This window comes from Pseudomonas algeriensis (genome assembly GCF_048847255.1).
In the GTDB taxonomy this organism is placed as follows: domain Bacteria; phylum Pseudomonadota; class Gammaproteobacteria; order Pseudomonadales; family Pseudomonadaceae; genus Aquipseudomonas.
This window is the reverse complement of the sequence record NZ_JBKKRK010000013.1, coordinates 92950-113145: the sequence shown is the minus strand read 5'-3', so window position 1 is coordinate 113145 and position 20196 is coordinate 92950. Positions and strand designations below refer to the sequence as shown.

The following is a 20196-nucleotide window of genomic DNA, read 5'->3' as shown; positions in this document are numbered from 1 at the left end:
CGGGCAATACCCTATCGTTAACGCGTCCAGATCAGTACAATCGCCGCCCAATATCACGCGCCCCCTTTTGGCCGATGCCGGAAAACCGACCTCGGCGCCTATCCATTCGGGCGAGGCGCTCCGTATGCAGCTGTCCTCTTATGCCGGATGGACCCTTGCGCTTGCGACCGCGAAGCTTCCAGCGCGGTGCGGATCGGCGCAAACAGGTACTGAACAGGTACTGCCGCACCCTTAGCTACTCTGAATGTTCCGCAGGATAAACCTTTGATTTCTACAGCTAACATCACGATGCAGTTCGGCGCCAAGCCGCTGTTCGAAAACGTCTCTGTCAAATTTGGCGCGGGTAACCGCTACGGCCTGATCGGTGCCAACGGTTGCGGCAAGTCGACCTTCATGAAAATCCTAGGCGGCGACCTCGAGCCATCCGGTGGCCAGGTGATGCTGGAGCCGAACGTGCGCCTGGGTAAACTGCGCCAGGACCAGTTCGCCTACGAGCAATTCACCGTGATCGATACCGTGATCATGGGCCACGAAGAGCTGTGGAAGGTCAAGGCCGAGCGCGACCGCATTTATTCGCTGCCGGAGATGACCGAAGAAGACGGCATGGCCGTGGCCGAGCTCGAAACCGAATTCGCCGAGATGGACGGCTACACCGCCGAATCCCGCGCCGGTGAACTGCTGCTGGGCCTGGGCATTCCCCTGGAACAGCATTTCGGCCCGATGACCGAAGTCGCCCCAGGCTGGAAGTTGCGTGTGTTGCTCGCCCAGGCATTGTTCTCCGATCCGGAAGTGCTGTTGCTCGACGAACCGACCAACCACCTGGACATCAACACCATCCGTTGGCTGGAAAACATCCTCACGGCGCGTAACAGCACCATGATCATCATTTCCCACGACCGGCACTTCCTCAACAGCGTCTGCACCCACATGGCCGACCTGGACTACGGTGAGCTGCGCCTGTTCCCAGGCAACTACGACGAATACATGATCGCGGCCACCCAGTCCCGCGAGCAGTTGCTGTCGGACAACGCCAAGAAGAAAGCCCAGATCGCCGAATTGCAGACGTTCGTCAGCCGGTTCTCGGCCAACGCCTCGAAAGCCAAGCAGGCCACTTCCCGCGCCAAGCAGATCGACAAGATCCAGCTGGCCGAGGTCAAGCCATCGAGTCGCGTCAGCCCGTTCATTCGCTTCGAACAGACCAAGAAGCTGCACCGCCAGGCCGTGACCATCGAGCGCATGTCCAAGGGCTTCGACGGCAAGACGCTGTTCAAGAACTTCAGCTTCACCGTCGAAGCCGGCGAGCGCGTGGCGATCATCGGCCCCAACGGCATCGGCAAGACCACCCTGCTCCGCACCTTGATGGGCGAGCTGACACCGGACGCCGGCTCGGTCAAATGGACCGAAAGCGCGGAACTGGGCTACTACGCCCAGGACCACGCCCACGACTTCGAGGACGACGTCAGTCTGTTCGACTGGATGGGCCAGTGGACTCAGGGCGAACAGATGATCCGTGGCACCCTGGGTCGCATGCTGTTTTCCAACGATGAGATCCTCAAGTCGGTCAAAGTCATCTCCGGTGGTGAACAGGGCCGCATGCTGTTTGGCAAGCTGATCCTGCAAAAGCCGAACGTACTGGTGATGGACGAACCGACCAACCACTTGGACATGGAATCCATCGAAGCGCTGAACCTGGCGCTGGAGAACTACCCGGGCACGTTGATCTTCGTCAGCCACGACCGCGAATTCGTATCGTCCCTGGCGACCCGCATCATCGAGCTGAGCGCCGATGGCGTGGTCGACTTCAGCGGCACCTACGATGACTACCTGCGCAGCCAGGGCGTGATGTTCTAAGAACAGCCACGAGCCGTAAGCCTCAAGCTGCAAGCGAAAGCCCTGTCCAAGTGACGGGGCTTTTTCGTTCTAAACCCAAAAACCGGCGGGAGCGAGCCTGGTCGCGAAATGGCCACTCCTGCCAGCATCCCATTGCCTGACCCACCGCCATCGCGAGCAAGCTCGCTCCCACGGGGCACTCGTGGCCTGCCCCAGGGCTCAAGTACACCCAAACACTGTGGGAGCGAGCCTGCTCGCGATGGCGTTGGCACAGCCATCCCGCTCAACAACCGTTAGCCAGCTTCCTTTTCTCCCCGCCACGCGCCATGATGAAGCACTCCTGCCGCTGCCCGCGAACGAGCCACCATGCCAACAGCCCAGCCCGCTCCCAGCTCCTTGTCGATCACCTTGCAGATCGTCTCCATCGTTTTCTACACCTTTATCGCCTTTCTTTGCATCGGCCTGCCCATCGCCGTGTTGCCAGGCTATGTCCACGATCAATTGGGCTTCAGCGCCGTCATCGCGGGTCTGACCATCGGCTCGCAATACCTGGCGACCCTGCTCAGCCGCCCCATGGCCGGAAGGCTGTCGGACAGCGTCGGGACCAAGCGGGCCATCGTGTATGGTTTGCTGGGGATTCTGCTCAGCGGCGTGCTGACGCTGATCTCGACATTGCTGCAGGATTTCCCGCTACCAAGCCTGGTGATCCTGATCGCGGGACGTTTGCTCTTGGGGGTCGCCCAAGGGCTGATCGGTGTCGGGACGATCAGTTGGTGCATGGGCCAGGTCGGCGTGGAGCACACCGCCCGCTCGATTTCATGGAATGGGATTGCTTCCTACGGCGCCATCGCCATCGGTGCGCCGCTGGGGGTGGTGATGGTCGGCAGCCTCGGCTTCGACAGCCTGGGCATCGCCTTGTCCTTGTTGGCCGGCATGGCGCTGCTGCTGATTCGCAACAAGCCGTCGGTACCGGTCGTGCGCGGTGAGCGCCTACCCTTCTGGGCCGTGTTCGGGCGCATTTCGCCCTTTGGCGCGAGCCTGTGCCTGGCCTCGATCGGCTACGGCACGCTCACCACCTTCATTACGCTGTTCTATGTCAGCCGCGGGTGGACCGGCGCGGCGTGGTGCCTGACGGTCTTCGGCATCTGCTTCATCCTGTCGCGGCTATTGTTCATCTCCAGCATCGCCCGTTTCGGTGGCTTCAGCTCGGCCATTGTCTGCATGAGCATCGAGACCGTGGGGCTGGTGATGCTCTGGCTCGCCCCCTCCACCGCGTTTGCCCTGGTGGGCGCGGGCCTGGCCGGTTTCGGCTTGTCGCTGGTCTATCCGGCGTTGGGCGTGGAAGCCATCAAGCAGGTGCCCAACAGCAGCCGAGGTGCCGGGTTGAGCGCCTATGCGGTGTTCTTCGACCTGGCATTGGCGATTGCCGGCCCACTGATGGGCGCGGTGGCGTTGAACCTCGGCTACTCGTCGATCTTTTTCTTCGCGGCCTTGTTGTCGCTTATCGGCCTGGGCCTGGCGCTACTGCTGCGCCGGCGGGCCGAGCGTAGCGATCACTGATCGGCCGTCCTCATGCCCGCGCGGGTCGGCTTGCCCAGTGCCTGGCTGAAGAAGCGACTGGCCTCGGAGATCATGGTGCGGTGGATGTCCTTGCGATCGACCCCATCGGCATCGGTACACAGCGCCGGCATTGCCGCGATCTGCTCGTCGGTGCATGGGGCCATGAAGACGAAGTGGCCGGCCCCGGCCAATGTCTTGAAGTCCGGCGCGGTGGGCAGCTTGCGCGCCAGGGCCGCGGCGTTCTTGTCAAACGCCACCAGTTTGTCGCCGTCGCCACTATAGAGCAGCACCGGCACATGGACGTCGGCCAACGTGTGACGGCCGAATTTCAGGCTCAATGGCGCCATCAGCAACAATGCGCGAACCCTGGGATCAGCCACCGGCGACAGGTCATCGCGATCGGCAATCAGCTCACCCTGGGTATTGCAGGCGTCACGGTCATCGGGCCGTTCCTGGCAATAGCGCCGCAGGCGATTGAGGTCTGGCGTGGCGCCGGAAAGAATCAAGGCGGTTTCACCGCCCGCCGAATAGCCGATCACGCCCACCTGTCCGGCATTGACGAATGGCGAGAGCATGGGGTCGTTCAACGTTGCGGTGATGGCTTCGGAGATCTGGATCGGCCGCCCGTACAAATTGCTTAAAGTACCGAGTCGGCTGTGATCCTGGGCATTGTCCCCCGGATGTATCACCGCCACCACCACGAACCCCTTGCGTGCCAGCGACGTGGCCAGGTCATGCAGGGCCAAGGGCGTGCCGGTGTTGCCGTGGGAGAGCATGAGCAATGGAAACCGGCCGATGGCGATCTGGGCATCCTGCGCCGCGTCGATCTGATAGCCGCCCAGGGAGCTGGACTGATCCTTGGCGGTGGACGGATAGAACACGATGGCATGCATCGGCTGCTGGTCCAGCGGATCGAGAAAATCCAACTCATGGAAACCGGCGCTCCAATGCGGATGCGGCGCCGGCGCGGCCTGCACCGGGCCGAGGCAGGCAAACAGACAAAGCAGTAATGCTGCACCAACACGTGTCATCGAATCTTCCACCTTCGCACGCACGGGGAAGGCCCCGTCGTTAGCGTTCTGGCCGTGCATAACCTGCGCCATCCAGCCCCGCGCCGACATACGAAAAAACCCCGTATTCCAGCCGCTTCATGGCGACGAGAATACAGGGTTTTGCAAAGGTTGCCCGAAGCGCCTGGCGCCTTTACGCAAGCCTTACGCGGCAGCGAATTGCTGGCCGATCTGCAGCTTGGCTTCGCTTATCGCTTTGCTTCGCATGTCATCACCGTAGGCCAAGCCTTCGGCGCGGACGAATTCGATGTCGGTGATGCCCAGGAACCCGAACATTTGCTTCAGGTAGTCCTCATGGCCTACGCCACTTGGTTGCCCGGCATGCAGGCCGCCGGAGGTCGAGACGATTACCAGCTTCTTGCCGCCGCACAGGCCTTCGGGGCCGGCTTCGGTGTAGCGGAACGTCTGACCAGCCACGGCGATGCGGTCGATCCAGGCCTTGAGCTGGGTCGGAATGCTGAAGTTGTACATCGGAGCAGCGATCACGACGGCGTCTGCCGCAAGGAATTCGGCCATGGTCGATGCGCTGAGGTCGGCTTCGTGCTTGAGGGCAGCATCGCGCAGCTCAGCGCTGGTGCCGGCGGCGACCAGCGTCTGGGCGGAAAAGTGGCTGATGGCGTCGGTCGCCAGGTCGCGGTAAGTGACGGTGATGCCCGGCTCGGCGGCTGTCCAAGCCTGAACCAGTTCGCGGCTCAATTGGCGCGAAGCGGAGTTGTCGCCGAGGATGCTCGAATCGATGTGCAACAGTTTCATGTGAGTGCTCTCCAAGTGAGGATCGCGACCAGGCGATCAATTGAGAACAATCCTATCGATGAAACCAATAGCCGATAAGACACCAACAATGCGATAGTTTGTTCCACTGACAGGACAATCGAGCTGGCCATGCAGGACCTCAACGATCTTTATTACTTCGCCAAGGTGGTCGAGGCCGGCGGCTTCGCGGCGGCCGGGCGCTTGCTCGGCATACCGAAGTCGCGGCTGTCACGGCGTATAGCCGAGCTGGAAGAGCGTCTCAATGCTCGCCTGTTGCAACGTACGACTCGCCAACTGAAGCTGACCGCCGTGGGTGAACGCTACCTTCGCCACTGCCAGGCGATGTTGCTGGAAGCGGAGATGGCCGACGAGGCCGTGGCGAGCATGTCCAGCGAGCCCCGTGGACGGCTGCGGGTGTCGAGCCCGGTGGGATTGGCGCACCAGTTTTTGCCATCGATCATCGAAACTTTCCTGGCGAAATACCCGCAGGTCCAACTGGAGATGATTCTGCTCAATCGGCGGGTGGACCTGGTCAGCGAAGGCATCGACGTGGCGCTGCGGGTGAGAGACCTGGGTGACGAGGACCCACTGTTGATGACCCGCCGCTTGCGCCAGGCCCGGTTGATCATGGTCGCCAGCCCCGCCTTTACCGAGGGGCGGCGAATCGAAACCCCTGAGGATCTACGGCAACTGCCGGTGCTGGGGGCGTTGGAAGCAGATCGACAGGTTCACCTGCGCCTGCTTGACCGCCGTGGCCAAAGCACCGAACTGGCCTTGGAAGCGCGCCTGGGCATCGATGATTTCATCGTGCGCCGCGCCTGCGCCCTCGCCGGCCTGGGCTTTACCCTGCTGCCGAGCATGTATTGCGAAGAGGAATTGCGCGACGGCAGGTTGGTGGAGTTGTTGCCTGGCTGGTCATCCCCCGATGGCTGGCTCTTGGCGGTTTATCCTCACCGGCGCGGTATGCTGCCGGCGGTGCGCGCCTGGATCGATCATTTGGTGGCGGCGTTCGAACAATGTGGAGAGAAAACGCTATGAGCTTGAGCGAAGAGGATGTCGCACGGTTTTGCCTGGGCTTGCCTGGGGTCAGGGAAGACTACAAGTGGGGCGGCGTGCGGGTATTTTCCATCGCTGGAAACAAGATGTTCGCCTTGCAGGGCCTGCGCAGTGATTCGTTGGCGTTCAAGGTCGACAAGGATCTGTTTCTAGGCCACTGCGACCGGCCCGGCATTCACCCCGCGCCTTATCTGGCCCGGGCGCAGTGGATCATCATGAACGTGCCCTACCCGCTGGGCGATGACGAATTGCGGGGGTTGCTGCAACGCTCCCATCAACTGGTGGTCAGCAAATTGCCGAAGCGGACGCAGGTTGGGTTGTTGCTGTAGCGTCCTATAACAACGCCAGCAGATGCCCACCCAGGAACAACTGATCCACCCAGAACCCCTGGTGCAATAACACGACGAACCAGAACACCACCTGAAACGAAACCTTGCGGGTCTTGTGGCGAAACACCTGTTGAGCCAGCAACGCACCGGGCCAGCCACCGGCCAGCTCGACGGCGTGCAACACATTTTCCGGCGTGCGCCAGGCGTCCGAACGCGCCTTGCGCTTATCGCTCCAGTAGAGCAAAAACGCCACGGCACTGACGACGCCGTAAGCTGTCATCGGCACCCAGGACTCGCCTTGCAGCCCCAGCAGAAGCGACCCCGCGAGCGGCAAGGCGCACAGCAGCGCGAACACGCCCAGCTTGAGCCGCAGGTTCTGCACGGCCCCGCTGGGGTGACGCGCGCCGCGCCGGCCTGAATCGTTCATGGCTTGGCCGCTGTCCAGTCCACCCAGCCAAACTGCCAGGTCGCCAGGATCAACAGGCCGAACGCAATCCGATACCAGGCGAAGACTGCATAGCTGTGGCTGGCGATGAAGCGCAGCAGGCCCTTGACCGCGATCATGGCGAAGATGAACGCGGTGATGAAGCCGATGGCAAACACGGGGAAATCCGCCGGAACGAACAATTCGCGGTATTTATAGCCGGAGTAAACCGCCGCGCCGACCATGGTCGGCATTGCCAGGAAAAAAGAGAATTCCGTGGCGGTCTTGCGCGACAGGCCGAACAGCAGCCCGCCGATGATGGTTGCCCCGGAGCGGGAGGTGCCGGGAATCATCGCGATGCACTGGGCCAGGCCGACTTTCAGGGCGTCCTTCCATGTCATGTCATCGACGGTTTCGGCGTGCACCGTGTGCTGGCGCTTCTCGGCCCACAGCATCACCAACCCACCCACTACCAGCGCCGTCGCAACGGTAATGGCGTTGAACAGGTAATGATGGATCCAGTCGGCAAGCAGCACGCCCAATATCACCGCGGGAAAGAAGGCAATCAGTAGGTTGGCGGTGAATCGACGGGCGCCGGGCTGGGTCGGCAGTCCCAACACCACATCAAAAATCTTGCGCCGAAACTCCCAGACCACCGCCAGGATCGCGCCGAGCTGGATGATGATGTTGAACGCCATCGAACGTTCGCCACCAAACCCGAGCAAATCCGCAACAACGATCTGGTGCCCCGTGCTGGAAATCGGCAGAAACTCCGTCAGGCCCTCTACCACGCCAAGAATCAATGCCGAAAAGGCAGTCCACAAATCCATTCATCCCCCAAAAAAAAGCCTGTCTATCCAGGCCTTATCTATATTCAAACATTACGCGGCGAGCGCAGCGGGCTGCACGATAACCGCGACCTTGCAAAAAAAACCAATGAAAAAAGCAGAACCGGCTCAGGTTTTGCGCTGCGGGGCCGAAATCCTATCAGACAAGCCCTGATAACGCTGCCGCGTCATGACCCAGGTCCATCACGCGTACCTGCCGAGCGTTAAAGTGCCGGCCGTCGTTAAAAATGACAAGAATAAGAACCGGAGTGACAGCGTATGAATAGCTTGCGCAGTGTATCGATCAGCCGACGCTTGTGGCTCATCCTGGTCGTGGCCATCGTGATGTTGTTCACGCTGGGCGCGTTTATGCTCAAGCAGATCCACACGGACCTGTATCAGGCCAAGGTGCAGAAGACCCAACACGTGGTCCAGACCGCCAGCGGTGTGTTGAGCTACTACCATGGCCTGGAAACCGCCGGCACGCTGACGCGCGATGCGGCGCAGAAGCAGGCCCTCAGCGCGGTCCGCGGGCTGCGCTATGACCAGAACGACTATTTCTGGATCAACGACCTGACGCCGGTCATGGTCATGCACCCCACCAATCCCAAACTCGAAGGCCAGAACCTCTCGGCGATCCGCGACCCCAACGGGTTTGCGCTGTTCAACGAGATGGTCACCATCGCCAAGGCCAAGGGCGCCGGGATGGTCGACTACCTCTGGCCCAAGCCGGGCGCCGACGCGCCGGTCGGCAAGACGTCATACGTCAAACTGTTCGAACCGTGGGGCTGGATCATTGGCTCCGGTGTGTATGTGGATGACGTCCAGGCAGAATTTCAGTCCCAGGTGATCAAGGCCGCGCTGATCGGTTTGGCGATTACCTTGGTCATGGGCCTGCTGCTGACGCTGATCGTGCGCAGCATCGTCCGTCCGCTTCAGGACACCGTCAACGCCATGGCCAACATCGCCAGCGGTGAAAGCGACCTGACCCGCACCCTCGACACCCACGGTCAGGACGAAGTCACCCAGTTGGCGCGACACTTCAACGCCTTTACCGCAAAATTGCGGCAAGTCGTGGGTCAGTTGCAGATCTCCGCCAGTGCGCTGGGGCAATCATCCAGCGAACTGGGCAACGACGCCGCGCAGGCCCAGCAGCGCAGCCAGCAGCAATCCCAACAGATGGAACTGGTGGCGACCGCCATCAACGAAGTGACCTATGGCGTGCAGGACGTCGCCAAGAACGCTGAACATGCCGCCAGCGAAATGCGCGACGCCGAATCCCAGGCCCAGCAAGGCCAGGTCAACATCGACGGCAGCCTGCAACAGATCGACCGGCTTTCGCAGACCATCGACCAGGCCGTGGAAGTGATTCGCACCCTGGCGAGTGAAAGCACCCAGATCGGCAGCGTGCTGGAGGTGATTCGCTCCATCGCCGAACAAACCAACCTGCTGGCGCTCAACGCCGCGATCGAAGCCGCCCGCGCCGGCGAACAAGGCCGCGGCTTTGCCGTAGTGGCCGACGAAGTGCGTCTGCTGGCCCAGCGCACGCAGAAATCCACGGCGGAAATCCAGGCCATGATCGAACGCCTGCAAAACCACTCCGAAGCCGCGGTGAAAGTCATCAGCGACAGCAGCCGGGCCTCGCAGTTGACCATCGAACAAGCGGGCCTGGCCGGTGCCAGCCTCAACGCCATCGGCCAAGCCTTGCGCAACCTCAACAGCCTGAACGCTTCCATCGCCAGCGCCACTCTTCAACAGGCCCATGTGGTGGAAGACATCAACCAGAACGTCACCCAGGCCGCCGGCCTCTCCCACAGCACCGCCGTGGCCGCCGAGCAGTCGAGCCTGGCGAGCGCGCGCCTGAAAGACTTGAGCGAACAGCTGAACGGGTTGCTCAAGCAGTTCCGGGTCTGAGATGCATCCTGCTCGCGATGCGCTAGCACATCCAACATGGATGCCAGCTGACCCGGCGCCATCGCGAGCAAGCTCGCTCCCACAGGGTTGCGAGATGATCTGGAGTGCGGATTTACACCGTAATCCCTTGTGAGCTTGCTCGCGATAGCGCCAATGCGTTCAGCGCTGAAGTTGGAGCTCTGCGCCCCATAGCGTTTACAATCCCCGCCCTCTCCGACTTCCCCAAGGAATCGCCATGTCCGGGCTTGAACTGTTTGCCGCAGCCCTCGGCGTGATCGCTGTCTGGTTGACCGTCAAGCAGAACCCTTGGTGCTGGCCGATCGGCCTGGTCATGGTGCTGCTGTACAGCTGGATTTTCTTCGAAGTGAAGCTTTATTCCGACATGTTGTTGCAGGTGGTCTACGCGGTTCTGCAGCTGTATGGCTGGTGGCAGTGGACCCGTGCCGGGCGCGATCACGAGGGACGCCAGGTCACTCGCCTGGGCGCGCCGTCGGTGTGGCTCGGCCTTGCCATCGGTGCGGCGGGTAGCTTGATGTTGGGCGGTGCGATGGCCCATTGGACCGACGCCGCGCAACCCTGGCTCGACGCGGCGCTCACGGGGTTCAGCTTGGTTGCCCAGTGGTGGATGGCGCAAAAACGCGTGCAGTGCTGGCCGTTGTGGATTGTCCTCGACGTGACTTTCGTGGGTTTGTTCATCTACAAGGATCTGTACCTGACCGCCGCCCTCTACGCCCTGTTTACCCTGCTGGCGGTGCAAGGCTGGCGGGAATGGCGTGCCGACCCGGCGCTGCGCACATGAAGGTGGTGGTGCTGACCGGTCCGGAATCCAGCGGCAAGAGCTGGTTGGCGGCCCAGTTGCAGACTTATTTCGGCGGCGTGCGGGTGGATGAATACGTGCGCCACTTCATGGAACAGACCCAACGCGAGACGTCCCTGGACGACATTACCGCTATCGCCACGGGGCAACTGGCCTGGGAAGATGCGGCCCGGGCGCGACAACCGGCCTTGTTGATCCTCGACACGCACCTGTTGAGCAATATCCTCTGGAGCCAGACGCTGTTCGGCGACTGCCCGGCCTGGCTCGAACCGGCCCTGCTGGCACGCCATTACGACTTACACCTGCTCCTCAGCCCCGAACAGGTCGAATGGATCGGCGACGGTTTGCGCTGTCAGCCTGCCCTCGCCGAACGGGTGATTTTTTTTGATGCCATTGAAGACTGGCTGGTTCGCCACCGGCAACCCTTCCTGAAAATCGAAGGTGACTGGGCGCAGCGCCGCGAGCAAGTTCTGGCTGCCGTCTCCCGGTTGCTCCAAGCGTGATGTTTCATCCCTGATACATCCCGCTCTCGCCAAACGCGGATCCACCGCCGCCTCAAGGGTTTGGCAGCCTGACTGTCAAGTCACTGATACACCTTCTCCCAACCCCGATTCTGGGGCCAAACAGTGGCCTGTGGCCGGTAGCCCGTCGGCAGGCATGTTTCATCGATGAAACAGATTGCCTGACGCTCGCCTGGTCATTCCCGCAACTTACTGAAAACCCGCGCTTTTCCAAATCCGGCACAACACCTGCTCCGCTCCTTCGCAACGCTGACTAGGGCCAGCGCCAAGTGCAGAAGGAACGAAGTCATGGGGACTATCAACACAAGCTTGACCTGTCTGTTGCTGTTCGGCTGCGCCACCGCGGCAACGCTCAGCCTGCCGGCACAAGCCGAGGGCAACGGCGTCATCGTACTCGACCGTGACGTGCAGCCCGTCCATATCGGTCGCAACGGCGGCAAAGACCCCTACCCGACCACCGTCAACGCCAACCCTTCCGATCGGATCAACCAGGCAACCGCGAGCACTGAGCTCAGCGACGGCGAATTCGCCGGCATTGCCAGCGGCTCGACGATCCGCAACACGGTCAATCCGAATACCGGCGTGCAAGGCCTCAACGTCGTGACCAATCCCAACGGCATGCCGGGCATGAGCGCTGGACACGGTGGCGGTAGCGGCGGCGCCATTTCCGGCACCATCAACCGTTCGCTGAGTTCCGGCCTGGCCCCACTGGGCCGCCTGGCGGGAGGCCAGTGAGATGAATTCGACCTGGCTCCTGATCGCGCTGCTCGGTTCATCCGCCGTGCTCGCCGATCCAGGCGTGGCGGTGAGCCATGCCGATCTGCAGAACTCCGGCAGTCGCTATACCGGCAACCTCAATGTCAACCAGGCGGCCGGGGACCGGACCCAACAGACCAACACCCGGGCCATTGCCATTGGCACCGACGCCCAGGCGACCACCGTCGTGCGGCAACGCCTCGACACGCCGGCCAGTGCATCGATGAACGCAAGCGCGCGCATTGGTGACAGCTCATTCACCAACGGCAACGGCGTGCTGGGCGTCAACCAGTCCGCCGGCGCCAACAACCAGATGGCCAATGTCATGCGGGTGAGCATCAGTGCCCGCCCGCAAAGCATGGACGACAGCGCCCTGTCTCAACAGAACGTGGCGCTGGTACCGAACTCCGGAGCAACTGACACCCCAACCGGCAGCCGCCAGGTCGCAACGAGCGACCAGGCCTTCACCGGCAGCCGAGGGGTTATCCAGGTGCATCAGAGTGCCGGGGTGGGGAACCGCATGGCTAACACCCTGAGCATCCGGGTCGCTGACTGACCCGGCGCAGCGCATAAGAAAGTACCGACACTTAACCAACGACACGCAAGGAGAAACACCATGAAACCCACAATGGCGCTCAAACCATTGGTTTTCGCTCTCGCCGCTGTCATGGCAATGGCTGCACAGGCTGACGGAAACGGTCACGGCAATGGTCATGGCAACGGCCATGGCAACCACGGTCCTAAAGGGCCAACGCTGGAACAACTGCTCTCCATCAGCGCCGGCGCTGGGGCCACGGTGCTGGATGTGCAGAATAGCGACGGCAACGAAGTGACCAACCAGGCGACCCGAAACACCGCCGAGGCCACTGATTCCCTCAATGGCAGCAACGGCAACATGGGCGCCAACATCGCCGCCGGCGATGGCAACCAGCAGGACAATGCCGCCGCACTGGCCACCGCCGATGAAAGCTTTATCTTCGGCTCGGCTGTTGCCATGTCCAGCGCCACGCAAGTCAATAACAACAACTACGTCAAGAACAACTCCACGCTGAACAACGCGTCGCTCACCAACGCGGGCAACAACGGCTCCGGCAACATCGGCATCAACGTGACCGCCGGCAACTTCAACCAGCAGAAAAACAACCTGGCCATCGCTGTGTCGGGCGGCCGGGTGGCTCAAGCCGCTGCATCGGCTGACCAGTCTTCCACCGGCCTGGTGGTCGACAACAAAGGCGTGAAGAAAAACGAGGTTGTCACCCTTACCAACAGCTACGAGGCTTCTGGCACCTTCAAGGCCAAAGGCAACGGTACCGTCGAAGATGACGGCGGCTGGGGCAACAGAGGCGGTTACGGTGGCGGTCACGACGACGACAAGTTCAAGTTCTCCGCCGTCGGCACCTTCGAACTGGCCGGCAGCAACACCCAACAAGTGTTGACCCGCGACGGCTGGAAAAACCCTGTGATCAACAACGCAACCATGACCAACTCCATGAACGGCTTCTCCGGCAACGGCGGCGCCAACGTGTCGGCGGGCGTGGGCAATCAGCAGAGCAACTCGCTGTCGATTGCTGCGGGTTGCAAGGCCTGCATGTAAAAAAAGCTTCCCTGTGGCAGCGGGCCCTGCTCGCTCCCACAGGGGCTTTTCCCGATATCCACTAGGCGTATCGATCATGCGTGCGAGAGCGCTTTGCCTGTGTCTATGCTTTGCCTGCGCGAGCGAAGCCGCGCAGATGCCCGTTGCCGCCCTGCCTGGCGGCATGCTCGTCTACAAACCGGTGCAGAGCGTGCGCGAACGCAAGTTCAGCGACATCGTCGAGCAGAAAACCGACTTCAGCTGCGGTGCCGCCGCACTGGCCACCGTGTTGCGCCAGGCCTACTGGCTCGACGTGGATGAAGAACAGGTTATCAAGGGCATGCTGGTCAATGCCGACCACGACCTGGTTCGTACCCAGGGCTTCTCCATGCTGGACATGAAACGCTACGTCGAAACCATCGGCATGCGCGCCCGGGGCTATCGGATACCGCCGGAGAAACTTTCCGCGGTGACGATTCCAGTCGTGGTCCTGATGGATATACGCGGCTACAAGCACTTCGTGGTACTGCAGCGATCCGACAAGCAATGGGTCTACATCGCTGACCCGGTGCTGGGGCACAAACGCTACGCCCATGACGAATTCGTCAAAGGCTGGAACGGCATCGTCTTCGCCATCGTCGGCCCCGGCTACGACAAGACCAACGCGTTGCGCAGCCCACCGCAACCCCTGACGGCACGCAACAAACTGGACGGCTTCAACCCGGTCAAGGACGCGGAACTAATGGATTTCGGCTTCATTCAGAGCGATTTTTTCTAATCGCCGGACAACTGCCAATAAAAATACAAAAGGAGCAGGAAGCTCCGGGAGCAACACATGAAAACCTCATACTGGCTCACGCTGGCCTGCCTGGCCGCAACGACGTCGGGTCTTGCCCACGCCGGTTTCAAACCCATCGAAGTCAAGGATCAGGAACTCGCCGAGCTTCGGGGTCGTTATGTCATGCCTGGGCGAGTCATCAGCTTTGGCATCGTCATGAGCAGCACCTGGCGGAACGCCAGTGGCGACGTGATTGGCGCGTCAAGCTCCATGCAGATCCAGGCCTCGACGGTCAAACCGCAGTTCTATGTGTCCACCATCAAGCAGACCGGCAACGGCAGCGTCCCGGAACAGGGCAACGGCACGGTCACCGGCGGCGCCGGCCTGGGCTCGGGCCAGGGCGTGACCCAAAGCGTGCGAGCCGCGGGTGACGGCAACACGGCCTATAACAACGTCAGCATCAACGTGAAGGAAAGCAGCCACGCCCCTGCCCTGGCCCCCTCGCAAGGCCAACTGTTGACCAAGGGCCAGACCATCAGCGGCAGCAACGCCGCCGGCAGCGTCGCTGTCACCGCGACCGGCAGCGGCGTGCAGATGGCGATCCAGGCCAACCATAACCAGGGCAATACCCTGCAGCAGGTGGCCCAGGGTGGCTTGTTGCAGAACACCCGCCTGCTGGGTAACAGCAACCTGGTCAACAACATGACCCAGCTCAATGTCGTGCTGAACAACAATGGCCCCAGCACCGGAGCCCTGGACTGCAACCTTACGCAGCTGCGCGGCCTTCGAAACCTCGGATATTGATCTACGCTGATCTCCAATCATTGGGCAAATAGGGACGGCATATTTCATGTATCGATCCGTATCGTTGCGCGCTGTGATGTGTTTAAGCACGATGTTCCCGGCGATCCTGGTGCAAGCTGCACCGGACTCGGATATCGAGGCCCTGAAACAAGAACTTCTAGAGCTCAGGCAACGGTACGAGGTCCAGCAAAAAGCCCTGGCGGTCCTCGAACAACGCGTCCGCCAGGTGGAAGACCAACCCACCGCCCCACCGCCCAAGCGCCTGGCTAAATCCCCGGCCGACATGAAAGGCAACCAGGGCGTGGCGGGCAGCGGCGCGGCCAGTTCAGGCGGCAGCGGCTACGGACAGTCCCTGGCCGACGATTCGCAGCCGGCCCAGAGCGTCTCCAACCTCTACGATGAAGCCAGCGGCTTCTTCGGCGGCGGAAAATTCAGCTTCGAAACCGGCGTGACTTATTCGCGCTACGACACGCGACAGCTGATCCTCAACGGTTTCCTGGCCCTGGATTCGATTTTCCTGGGCAATATCAACCTCGATCGGATCAAGGCCGACACCTGGACGCTGGACCTCACCGGTCGCTACAACTTCGACAACCGCTGGCAGTTCGACCTCAATGTGCCGGTGATCTATCGCGAATCAACCTACCAGTCCGGTGGCGCCAATCAAGGGGCCGCCGGGGTGACCAGCGAAGAAACCGTCACCCGCGACCCGACCATCGGCGACGTGAATTTCGGCATTGCCTACAAATTCATGGATGAATCGGTCAGCAGCCCGGATGCCGTGGTGACCCTTCGCGTCAAGGCACCCACCGGCAAGGATCCGTTTGGCATCAAGCTGCGCCAGTCCCAGGCCAACACCAACCTGTTCGTCCCCGAAGACTTGCCCACGGGCAACGGCGTCTGGTCTATCACCCCGGGCATCTCCCTGGTCAAGACGTTCGATCCGGCCGTGCTGTTCGGCAGCCTTTCCTACACCCACAATTTCGAAGAATCCTTCGACGACATCAGCTCGACCGTCAACCAGGAGGTGCCTGGCAAGGTGCGGATCGGCGACAGCTTCCAGATCGGCGCGGGTATCGCCTTTGCCCTGAACGAGAAGATGAGCATGTCGTTTTCGGTCTCCGACTTGATCCAGAAGAAAAGCAAGCTCAAGCAGGACGGCGGGGATTGGGAATCGGTGGTGTCCAGCGACGCCAACGCGGGCTACTTCAACATCGGCATGACCCTGGCCGCCAGCGACAACCTGACCATCGTGCCCAACCTGTCCATCGGGCTGACCGACGACGCACCGGATTTCACCTTCAGCCTGAAATTCCCGTATTACTTCTGATGCAAAGGCTGATCATGCAATCGACAACTGTGGGAGATCACAGCCTTGCGCATCAGCCAGGTCGGCGAATCCTGGTGATGGAGATTGCTGGCTTCGATGGCGACATTTACTGGCGCGGGCAATCCCAGTACAAATCTCGAATGTCATCGCGAGCAAGCTCGCTCCCACAAGTATCGCGTCGGGCCTGTGACCAGCAGCGTTGCACCCCGTGGCGAGGGAGCTTGCTCCCGCTGGGCTGCGAAGCGGCCCCGAATCAGCGATTCCATTTCTCCAGCTCCACCACCTCGCCCGGTTTTACGGCCGCTGCGCCACCGAGCGGGAGCAAGCTCCCTCGCCATGGGGTTTGGGGGCGTCCTACCGGTCGGTTGTGGGGGCTGGAAGCGACGGACGTATTCGGCGTGATCGAACGACGCGGTCTGGAAAGCTGACTCCCCACTGTGGGAGCGCGGCCGTTCAGCGAATCTGGTGCTTGTGCAGCAGCCGATAGAACGTCGGACGCGACACGCCCAGCACACGGGCCGCCACGCTCAGGTTGTCGCTGTGGCGATTGAGCACGTCGCTCAAAGCCTGGCGTTCGGCGCGGGTCTTGTAGTCTTCCAGGGTACCCATCGGGGCGACGACGCCCTGATGGCTGGCCAGGCCCAGGTCCCGGGCTTCGATCTGTCGCCCTTCCGCCAGTACCAGGCCGCGACGGACGCGGTTGGCCAGCTCGCGCACGTTGCCGGGCCAGTCGTGCATCCCCATCGCCACTAATGCGTCCTCGCTGAAACTGCGAGGTCGGCGACCGGTTTCGTGACTGTAGAAATGGGAAAAATGGCTCGCCAGCATCGCCAAGTCGCCATGACGCTCCCGCAACGGCGCCATCACGACTTGCAGAACGTTCAAGCGATAGTACAGATCCTCTCGGAAACGCCGGAGCTCGATGGCCGCTTCCAAGTCCACATGTGTCGCCGCCAACACCCTGACATCAACGGCAATCGGCTGGCTGCCACCGACCCGCTCGATGTGTTTTTCCTGGAGGAATCGCAGCAGATTGGCCTGCAATTCCAGCGGCAAGTCACCAATTTCGTCGAGGAACAACGTGCCACCGTGGGCGGCTTCGATCCGTCCGATCTTGCGTTGATGGGCGCCGGTGAAGGCGCCCTTCTCGTGGCCAAACAGCTCGGACTGGATCAGATGCTCCGGGATCGCGCCACAATTGATCGCAATGAACGGTTTGTTACGCCGATGGGACTGGCAATGCAGGGTTCTCGCCACCAACTCCTTGCCGGTGCCGCTCTCGCCGCGAATCAGTACGGGCGATTCAGCCGGCGCCAGTTTGCTCAGTAACTTGCGCAGCTCGCGAATTGGCTTGCTGTCGCCCAGCAGCTCGTGTTCAGGCTGATCGATGTGGACAGAGCCCTGCCCCCGCAACCGCGCCATGCCGAACGCCCGCCCCAGCGTCACCTGGACCCTGGACACATCGAACGGCAGGGTGTGGAAGTCAAAGAACCATTCGCAGACAAAATCCCCGACGTTCTGCAGGCGCAGCACTTCCTGGCTGAGCACGGCGATCCATTCAGTCCCGCTGCGGCTGATCAGTTCCTTGACCGCTTCCGGCCGCTCCAGATGGAAGGGCTGCAAGCGCAAGAGGCCGACGTCACAGCTCCGGTCGCTGGCATGCTCAAGGGAACAGCTGTCGACATCCCAGCCGATGGCGCGCAAGCCTGGCATCAGGCGATGGCAATCATCACAAGGGTCAACCACGAGAAGGCGACGCAACGCACTGGCTTCGATCATGACTGATCCTTGGCGCCAAAATTAAGGAAATATGATTAGAAACAGTCGTTTGGCGAACCTGCATGTAACAGTAGCAAGAAGTTGACACTTGCTTGTATCGATTAGTTATCAAGTCGGCCCAAAACCGGTTATAAGAAATGCGCTTCGTTAGTTTCCGCGCGTCGAATCTTTCACCACGCTTTCAAACAAAAGCCGAAAAGCCTGGTCTGAAAGAAAATCGAAATTTATTCAAAGATTGTGTGACCTGGTCCCGGGTTCGGGACATCAGTACAAGTAACCCGCCGCACGGTATGCCCAACCGACGGCACATCATTTGATTGGGCACCCTTGAGAGATAAACGCCATGAACGCCCCGCTCCGTATCAACGAAGCTCTTTTGATTGCCGACCGCGCATTCCGTCCTTTCCAATGCGTGGCCTGGGCCCCACAAGACGGTAACGGCGAACTGAGCCTGACCGTCATTGACCGCACCAATACCCATATCGGTCGTACCCAGATTCCAAGCAGCGCCTACACCGACCCGGCGCAACTTGCCGACCTGTTGAAACAGGCCCGTGCCGAACTGAGCCAGGAAGGCTACAAACTTCAATCCTGGTCGATGCCGGAATAACTTCCCCAAGAAATACCGGTTCTTTTTCAGAACCAAAAAAACGGCGCTTTCCATTTCTGGATAAGCGCCGTTTTTTTATAGGTGAGATCAAGCCGTTCGGCGGTCTTCTTCTTTCAAGCCTTGGAAGTGGCGCAAAACCGCAACACCAGAATGCCCGCAAGTGCAGCCAATGTAGAACCAGCCAATACGCCAACCTTCACTTCATCGATCAACAACTGCGCACCGGGGAACGCCAGGTTGCCGATAAACAAGCTCATCGTGAACCCGATCCCGCACAACAACGCCACGCCATATACTTGCCGCCACGAACTGTGGGTCGGCATTTGCGCCAGCCCGGTCTTGATCGCCACCAGCGCGAAGGTGAAGACGCCGAGCTGTTTGCCCAGCAACAGTCCCGCGGCGACCCCCAACGGCACGGGATCCAGCAGGTTGCTCAATGACACACCCGCCAGGGAGACACCGGCATTGGCAAAACCGAAGATCGGCATGATGAGAAAAGCGACCCACGGCGATAACCGTCGTTCAAGCTTGAGGGATGGGGAATCCTCTGCAGGGGCGTCTTTGTTCAGCGGGATGCAAAAGGCAAGTGCGACCCCCGCCAGCGTTGCGTGTACACCGGATTTTAGAACCAGCACCCACAACACCAAACCCAGCGCCAGATAGGGCAACAGTCTGGTTACCCCGGCCTTGTTCATGACCAGCAACACTGCAATCACCCCAGCGGAAGCCGCAAGCATGGTCACGTCCAGGCCGCTGGTATAGAACATGGCAATGATAGCGACCGCGCCCAGGTCATCCAGAATGGCAAGGGCTGAGAGGAAGACCTTGAGAGACATCGGCACTCGGTTGCCCAGCAACGAGAGCACACCCAGCGCAAATGCAATGTCGGTTGCTGCGGGGATGGCCCAACCCGCCAACGTTTCAGAAGAATGCCTATTGACCCAGGCGTAGATAAGCGCGGGGACAATCATGCCCCCCAGGGCGGCAAAACCCGGCAGTGCCCTCTGGCTCCATTTGGCGAGTTCGCCTATCTGCATCTCACGTTTGATCTCGAGGCCTACCAATAGAAAAAATATCGCCATCAGCGCATCGTTGACCCAGTGTTCAACAGACATACCCAGAAAAGAGGCATGCAGTACGCTCGTATAAGTGGTGAACAGTGGGCTGTTAGCCACGATCAGCGCGGCGAGCGCCGAAAACATGAGCACGATGCCGCCCGAGGACTCCGATTGCATGAAGCGTTCCAGCGGCGTGGCCATGCGCGTATCACCGCCCTGAGTTGAGCTATTCCCCATTGTTTCCTCCCATAATCCGATCAGCGTCGGATTCTACCCAATACTCAAGCCAGCGGGGCAGTTGTCTTACAACTTGATGGAAACAAATTTCAGGCTCGGGAAAAAACGGCGGCTGGCAAGCATGACCACCATAAGAAAGAGCCCGCCCAATCATCCGGGATGGAAGGGAA

20 protein-coding genes are annotated in these 20196 nt (G+C 60.8%); 14 read left to right on the top strand and 6 right to left on the bottom strand.

All coding sequences use genetic code 11. The features are described 5' to 3' along the window. The first annotated feature begins 264 nt into the window (after nucleotides 1–264). Both ACLK1G_RS19140 and ACLK1G_RS19135 read left to right on the top strand, forming a co-directional pair. On the top strand, nucleotides 265–1851 hold the full coding sequence (locus tag ACLK1G_RS19140) for an ABC-F family ATPase (RefSeq protein WP_420766852.1): 1587 nt from the start codon (nucleotides 265–267) through the stop codon (nucleotides 1849–1851). A gap of 345 nt (nucleotides 1852–2196) precedes the next feature. Then, the gene (locus tag ACLK1G_RS19135) at nucleotides 2197–3390 is read left to right on the top strand and encodes an MFS transporter (protein ID WP_420766851.1); all 1194 of its coding nucleotides are present in this window, start codon (nucleotides 2197–2199) and stop codon (nucleotides 3388–3390) included. Here the strand turns inward: ACLK1G_RS19135 and ACLK1G_RS19130 are convergent. Together ACLK1G_RS19130 and ACLK1G_RS19125 are read right to left on the bottom strand one after the other, a co-directional pair. After that, nucleotides 3384–4421 carry an alpha/beta hydrolase family protein gene (locus ACLK1G_RS19130; protein ID WP_420766850.1) on the bottom strand — a complete coding sequence of 346 codons (1038 nt, stop codon included), beginning with the start codon at nucleotides 4419–4421 and terminating at the stop codon, nucleotides 3384–3386. The genes ACLK1G_RS19135 and ACLK1G_RS19130 overlap by 7 nt on opposite strands. A 183-nt stretch (nucleotides 4422–4604) precedes the next feature. Then, nucleotides 4605–5213 (bottom strand): FMN-dependent NADH-azoreductase, encoded by a 609-nt coding sequence (locus tag ACLK1G_RS19125; RefSeq protein WP_420766849.1) that lies wholly within the window; start codon nucleotides 5211–5213, stop codon nucleotides 4605–4607. Nucleotides 5214–5342: 129 nt separating this feature from the next. On the opposite strand from ACLK1G_RS19125, the gene ACLK1G_RS19120 reads away from it, so the two are divergent. Continuing rightward, the gene (locus ACLK1G_RS19120) at nucleotides 5343–6251 is read left to right on the top strand and encodes a LysR substrate-binding domain-containing protein (RefSeq protein ID WP_420766848.1); all 909 of its coding nucleotides are present in this window, start codon (nucleotides 5343–5345) and stop codon (nucleotides 6249–6251) included. Continuing rightward, a complete protein-coding gene (locus ACLK1G_RS19115) occupies nucleotides 6248–6598 on the top strand; it encodes an MmcQ/YjbR family DNA-binding protein (protein WP_420766847.1) in 351 nt (116 codons plus the stop codon). The genes ACLK1G_RS19120 and ACLK1G_RS19115 overlap by 4 nt, the downstream gene beginning before the upstream one ends. Before the next feature lie 4 nt (nucleotides 6599–6602). On the opposite strand, the gene ACLK1G_RS19110 is transcribed toward ACLK1G_RS19115, so the two are convergent. Then, the gene (locus ACLK1G_RS19110) at nucleotides 6603–7025 is read right to left on the bottom strand and encodes a DUF1294 domain-containing protein (RefSeq protein ID WP_420766846.1); all 423 of its coding nucleotides are present in this window, start codon (nucleotides 7023–7025) and stop codon (nucleotides 6603–6605) included. Further along, nucleotides 7022–7852, bottom strand: a complete 831-nt coding sequence (locus tag ACLK1G_RS19105) for an undecaprenyl-diphosphate phosphatase (RefSeq protein ID WP_420766845.1) — start codon at nucleotides 7850–7852, stop codon at nucleotides 7022–7024. The genes ACLK1G_RS19110 and ACLK1G_RS19105 overlap by 4 nt, the downstream gene beginning before the upstream one ends. Nucleotides 7853–8128: 276 nt before the next feature. Between ACLK1G_RS19105 and ACLK1G_RS19100 the strand changes: the two genes are divergently transcribed. The 9 genes from ACLK1G_RS19100 (at nucleotide 8129) to fapF (ending at nucleotide 16342) form a co-directional block, all read left to right on the top strand. Further along, on the top strand, nucleotides 8129–9763 hold the full coding sequence (locus ACLK1G_RS19100) for a methyl-accepting chemotaxis protein (RefSeq protein WP_420766844.1): 1635 nt from the start codon (nucleotides 8129–8131) through the stop codon (nucleotides 9761–9763). Between the two features lie 235 nt (nucleotides 9764–9998). Next, nucleotides 9999–10562: a nicotinamide riboside transporter PnuC gene (gene pnuC / locus ACLK1G_RS19095; RefSeq protein WP_420766843.1), complete on the top strand. Its 564-nt coding sequence runs from the start codon at nucleotides 9999–10001 to the stop codon at nucleotides 10560–10562. Further along, a complete protein-coding gene (locus tag ACLK1G_RS19090) occupies nucleotides 10559–11083 on the top strand; it encodes an AAA family ATPase (RefSeq protein ID WP_420766842.1) in 525 nt (174 codons plus the stop codon). The genes pnuC and ACLK1G_RS19090 overlap by 4 nt, the downstream gene beginning before the upstream one ends. Nucleotides 11084–11389: 306 nt before the next feature. Further along, nucleotides 11390–11836 carry a hypothetical protein gene (gene fapA, locus ACLK1G_RS19085; RefSeq protein WP_420766841.1) on the top strand — a complete coding sequence of 149 codons (447 nt, stop codon included), beginning with the start codon at nucleotides 11390–11392 and terminating at the stop codon, nucleotides 11834–11836. Nucleotide 11837: 1 nt separating this feature from the next. Beyond that, entirely contained in the window at nucleotides 11838–12413 is a 576-nt protein-coding gene (gene fapB, locus ACLK1G_RS19080) for a fibril amyloid subunit FapB (RefSeq protein WP_420766840.1), read from the top strand. A 60-nt stretch (nucleotides 12414–12473) separates the two neighbouring features. Further along, nucleotides 12474–13451 carry a heme utilization protein gene (locus ACLK1G_RS19075; protein ID WP_420766839.1) on the top strand — a complete coding sequence of 326 codons (978 nt, stop codon included), beginning with the start codon at nucleotides 12474–12476 and terminating at the stop codon, nucleotides 13449–13451. Between the two features lie 76 nt (nucleotides 13452–13527). After that, complete coding sequence (locus ACLK1G_RS19070; RefSeq protein WP_420766838.1) at nucleotides 13528–14208, top strand: C39 family peptidase; 681 nt, start codon at nucleotides 13528–13530, stop codon at nucleotides 14206–14208. Nucleotides 14209–14265: 57 nt separating this feature from the next. Beyond that, nucleotides 14266–15012, top strand: coding sequence for a fibril amyloid subunit FapE (gene fapE, locus ACLK1G_RS19065; protein ID WP_420766837.1), 747 nt, complete (start codon nucleotides 14266–14268; stop codon nucleotides 15010–15012). Between the two features lie 46 nt (nucleotides 15013–15058). Further along, a complete protein-coding gene (gene fapF / locus ACLK1G_RS19060) occupies nucleotides 15059–16342 on the top strand; it encodes a fibril amyloid transporter FapF (RefSeq protein ID WP_420766836.1) in 1284 nt (427 codons plus the stop codon). A 453-nt stretch (nucleotides 16343–16795) separates the two neighbouring features. Here fapF and ACLK1G_RS19055 read toward each other — a convergent pair whose 3' ends face one another. Continuing rightward, a complete protein-coding gene (locus tag ACLK1G_RS19055) occupies nucleotides 16796–18121 on the bottom strand; it encodes a sigma-54 dependent transcriptional regulator (RefSeq protein ID WP_420766835.1) in 1326 nt (441 codons plus the stop codon). 343 nt (nucleotides 18122–18464) lie between these two features. Between ACLK1G_RS19055 and ACLK1G_RS19050 the strand changes: the two genes are divergently transcribed. Continuing rightward, complete coding sequence (locus ACLK1G_RS19050; protein WP_030142711.1) at nucleotides 18465–18731, top strand: hypothetical protein; 267 nt, start codon at nucleotides 18465–18467, stop codon at nucleotides 18729–18731. A 113-nt stretch (nucleotides 18732–18844) separates the two neighbouring features. Here ACLK1G_RS19050 and nhaA read toward each other — a convergent pair whose 3' ends face one another. Further along, nucleotides 18845–19990 carry a Na+/H+ antiporter NhaA gene (gene nhaA / locus ACLK1G_RS19045; protein ID WP_420766834.1) on the bottom strand — a complete coding sequence of 382 codons (1146 nt, stop codon included), beginning with the start codon at nucleotides 19988–19990 and terminating at the stop codon, nucleotides 18845–18847. Nucleotides 19991–20196: the final 206 nt, after the last annotated feature.

What these genes read in the sequence shown, in the direction of transcription:
- ACLK1G_RS19135 (WP_420766851.1), top strand. Translation starts at nt 2,197, where the DNA reads ATGCCAACAGCCCAGCCCGCTCCCAGCTCCTTGTCGATCACCTTGCAG.
- ACLK1G_RS19130 (WP_420766850.1), bottom strand. Translation starts at nt 4,421, where the DNA reads ATGACACGTGTTGGTGCAGCATTACTGCTTTGTCTGTTTGCCTGCCTC.
- ACLK1G_RS19125 (WP_420766849.1), bottom strand. Translation starts at nt 5,213, where the DNA reads ATGAAACTGTTGCACATCGATTCGAGCATCCTCGGCGACAACTCCGCT.
- ACLK1G_RS19120 (WP_420766848.1), top strand. Translation starts at nt 5,343, where the DNA reads ATGCAGGACCTCAACGATCTTTATTACTTCGCCAAGGTGGTCGAGGCC.
- ACLK1G_RS19115 (WP_420766847.1), top strand. Translation starts at nt 6,248, where the DNA reads ATGAGCTTGAGCGAAGAGGATGTCGCACGGTTTTGCCTGGGCTTGCCT.
- ACLK1G_RS19110 (WP_420766846.1), bottom strand. Translation starts at nt 7,025, where the DNA reads ATGAACGATTCAGGCCGGCGCGGCGCGCGTCACCCCAGCGGGGCCGTG.
- ACLK1G_RS19105 (WP_420766845.1), bottom strand. Translation starts at nt 7,852, where the DNA reads ATGGATTTGTGGACTGCCTTTTCGGCATTGATTCTTGGCGTGGTAGAG.
- ACLK1G_RS19100 (WP_420766844.1), top strand. Translation starts at nt 8,129, where the DNA reads ATGAATAGCTTGCGCAGTGTATCGATCAGCCGACGCTTGTGGCTCATC.
- pnuC (WP_420766843.1), top strand. Translation starts at nt 9,999, where the DNA reads ATGTCCGGGCTTGAACTGTTTGCCGCAGCCCTCGGCGTGATCGCTGTC.
- ACLK1G_RS19090 (WP_420766842.1), top strand. Translation starts at nt 10,559, where the DNA reads ATGAAGGTGGTGGTGCTGACCGGTCCGGAATCCAGCGGCAAGAGCTGG.
- fapA (WP_420766841.1), top strand. Translation starts at nt 11,390, where the DNA reads ATGGGGACTATCAACACAAGCTTGACCTGTCTGTTGCTGTTCGGCTGC.
- fapB (WP_420766840.1), top strand. Translation starts at nt 11,838, where the DNA reads ATGAATTCGACCTGGCTCCTGATCGCGCTGCTCGGTTCATCCGCCGTG.
- ACLK1G_RS19075 (WP_420766839.1), top strand. Translation starts at nt 12,474, where the DNA reads ATGAAACCCACAATGGCGCTCAAACCATTGGTTTTCGCTCTCGCCGCT.
- ACLK1G_RS19070 (WP_420766838.1), top strand. Translation starts at nt 13,528, where the DNA reads ATGCGTGCGAGAGCGCTTTGCCTGTGTCTATGCTTTGCCTGCGCGAGC.
- fapE (WP_420766837.1), top strand. Translation starts at nt 14,266, where the DNA reads ATGAAAACCTCATACTGGCTCACGCTGGCCTGCCTGGCCGCAACGACG.
- fapF (WP_420766836.1), top strand. Translation starts at nt 15,059, where the DNA reads ATGTATCGATCCGTATCGTTGCGCGCTGTGATGTGTTTAAGCACGATG.
- ACLK1G_RS19055 (WP_420766835.1), bottom strand. Translation starts at nt 18,121, where the DNA reads ATGATCGAAGCCAGTGCGTTGCGTCGCCTTCTCGTGGTTGACCCTTGT.
- ACLK1G_RS19050 (WP_030142711.1), top strand. Translation starts at nt 18,465, where the DNA reads ATGAACGCCCCGCTCCGTATCAACGAAGCTCTTTTGATTGCCGACCGC.
- nhaA (WP_420766834.1), bottom strand. Translation starts at nt 19,990, where the DNA reads ATGGCCACGCCGCTGGAACGCTTCATGCAATCGGAGTCCTCGGGCGGC.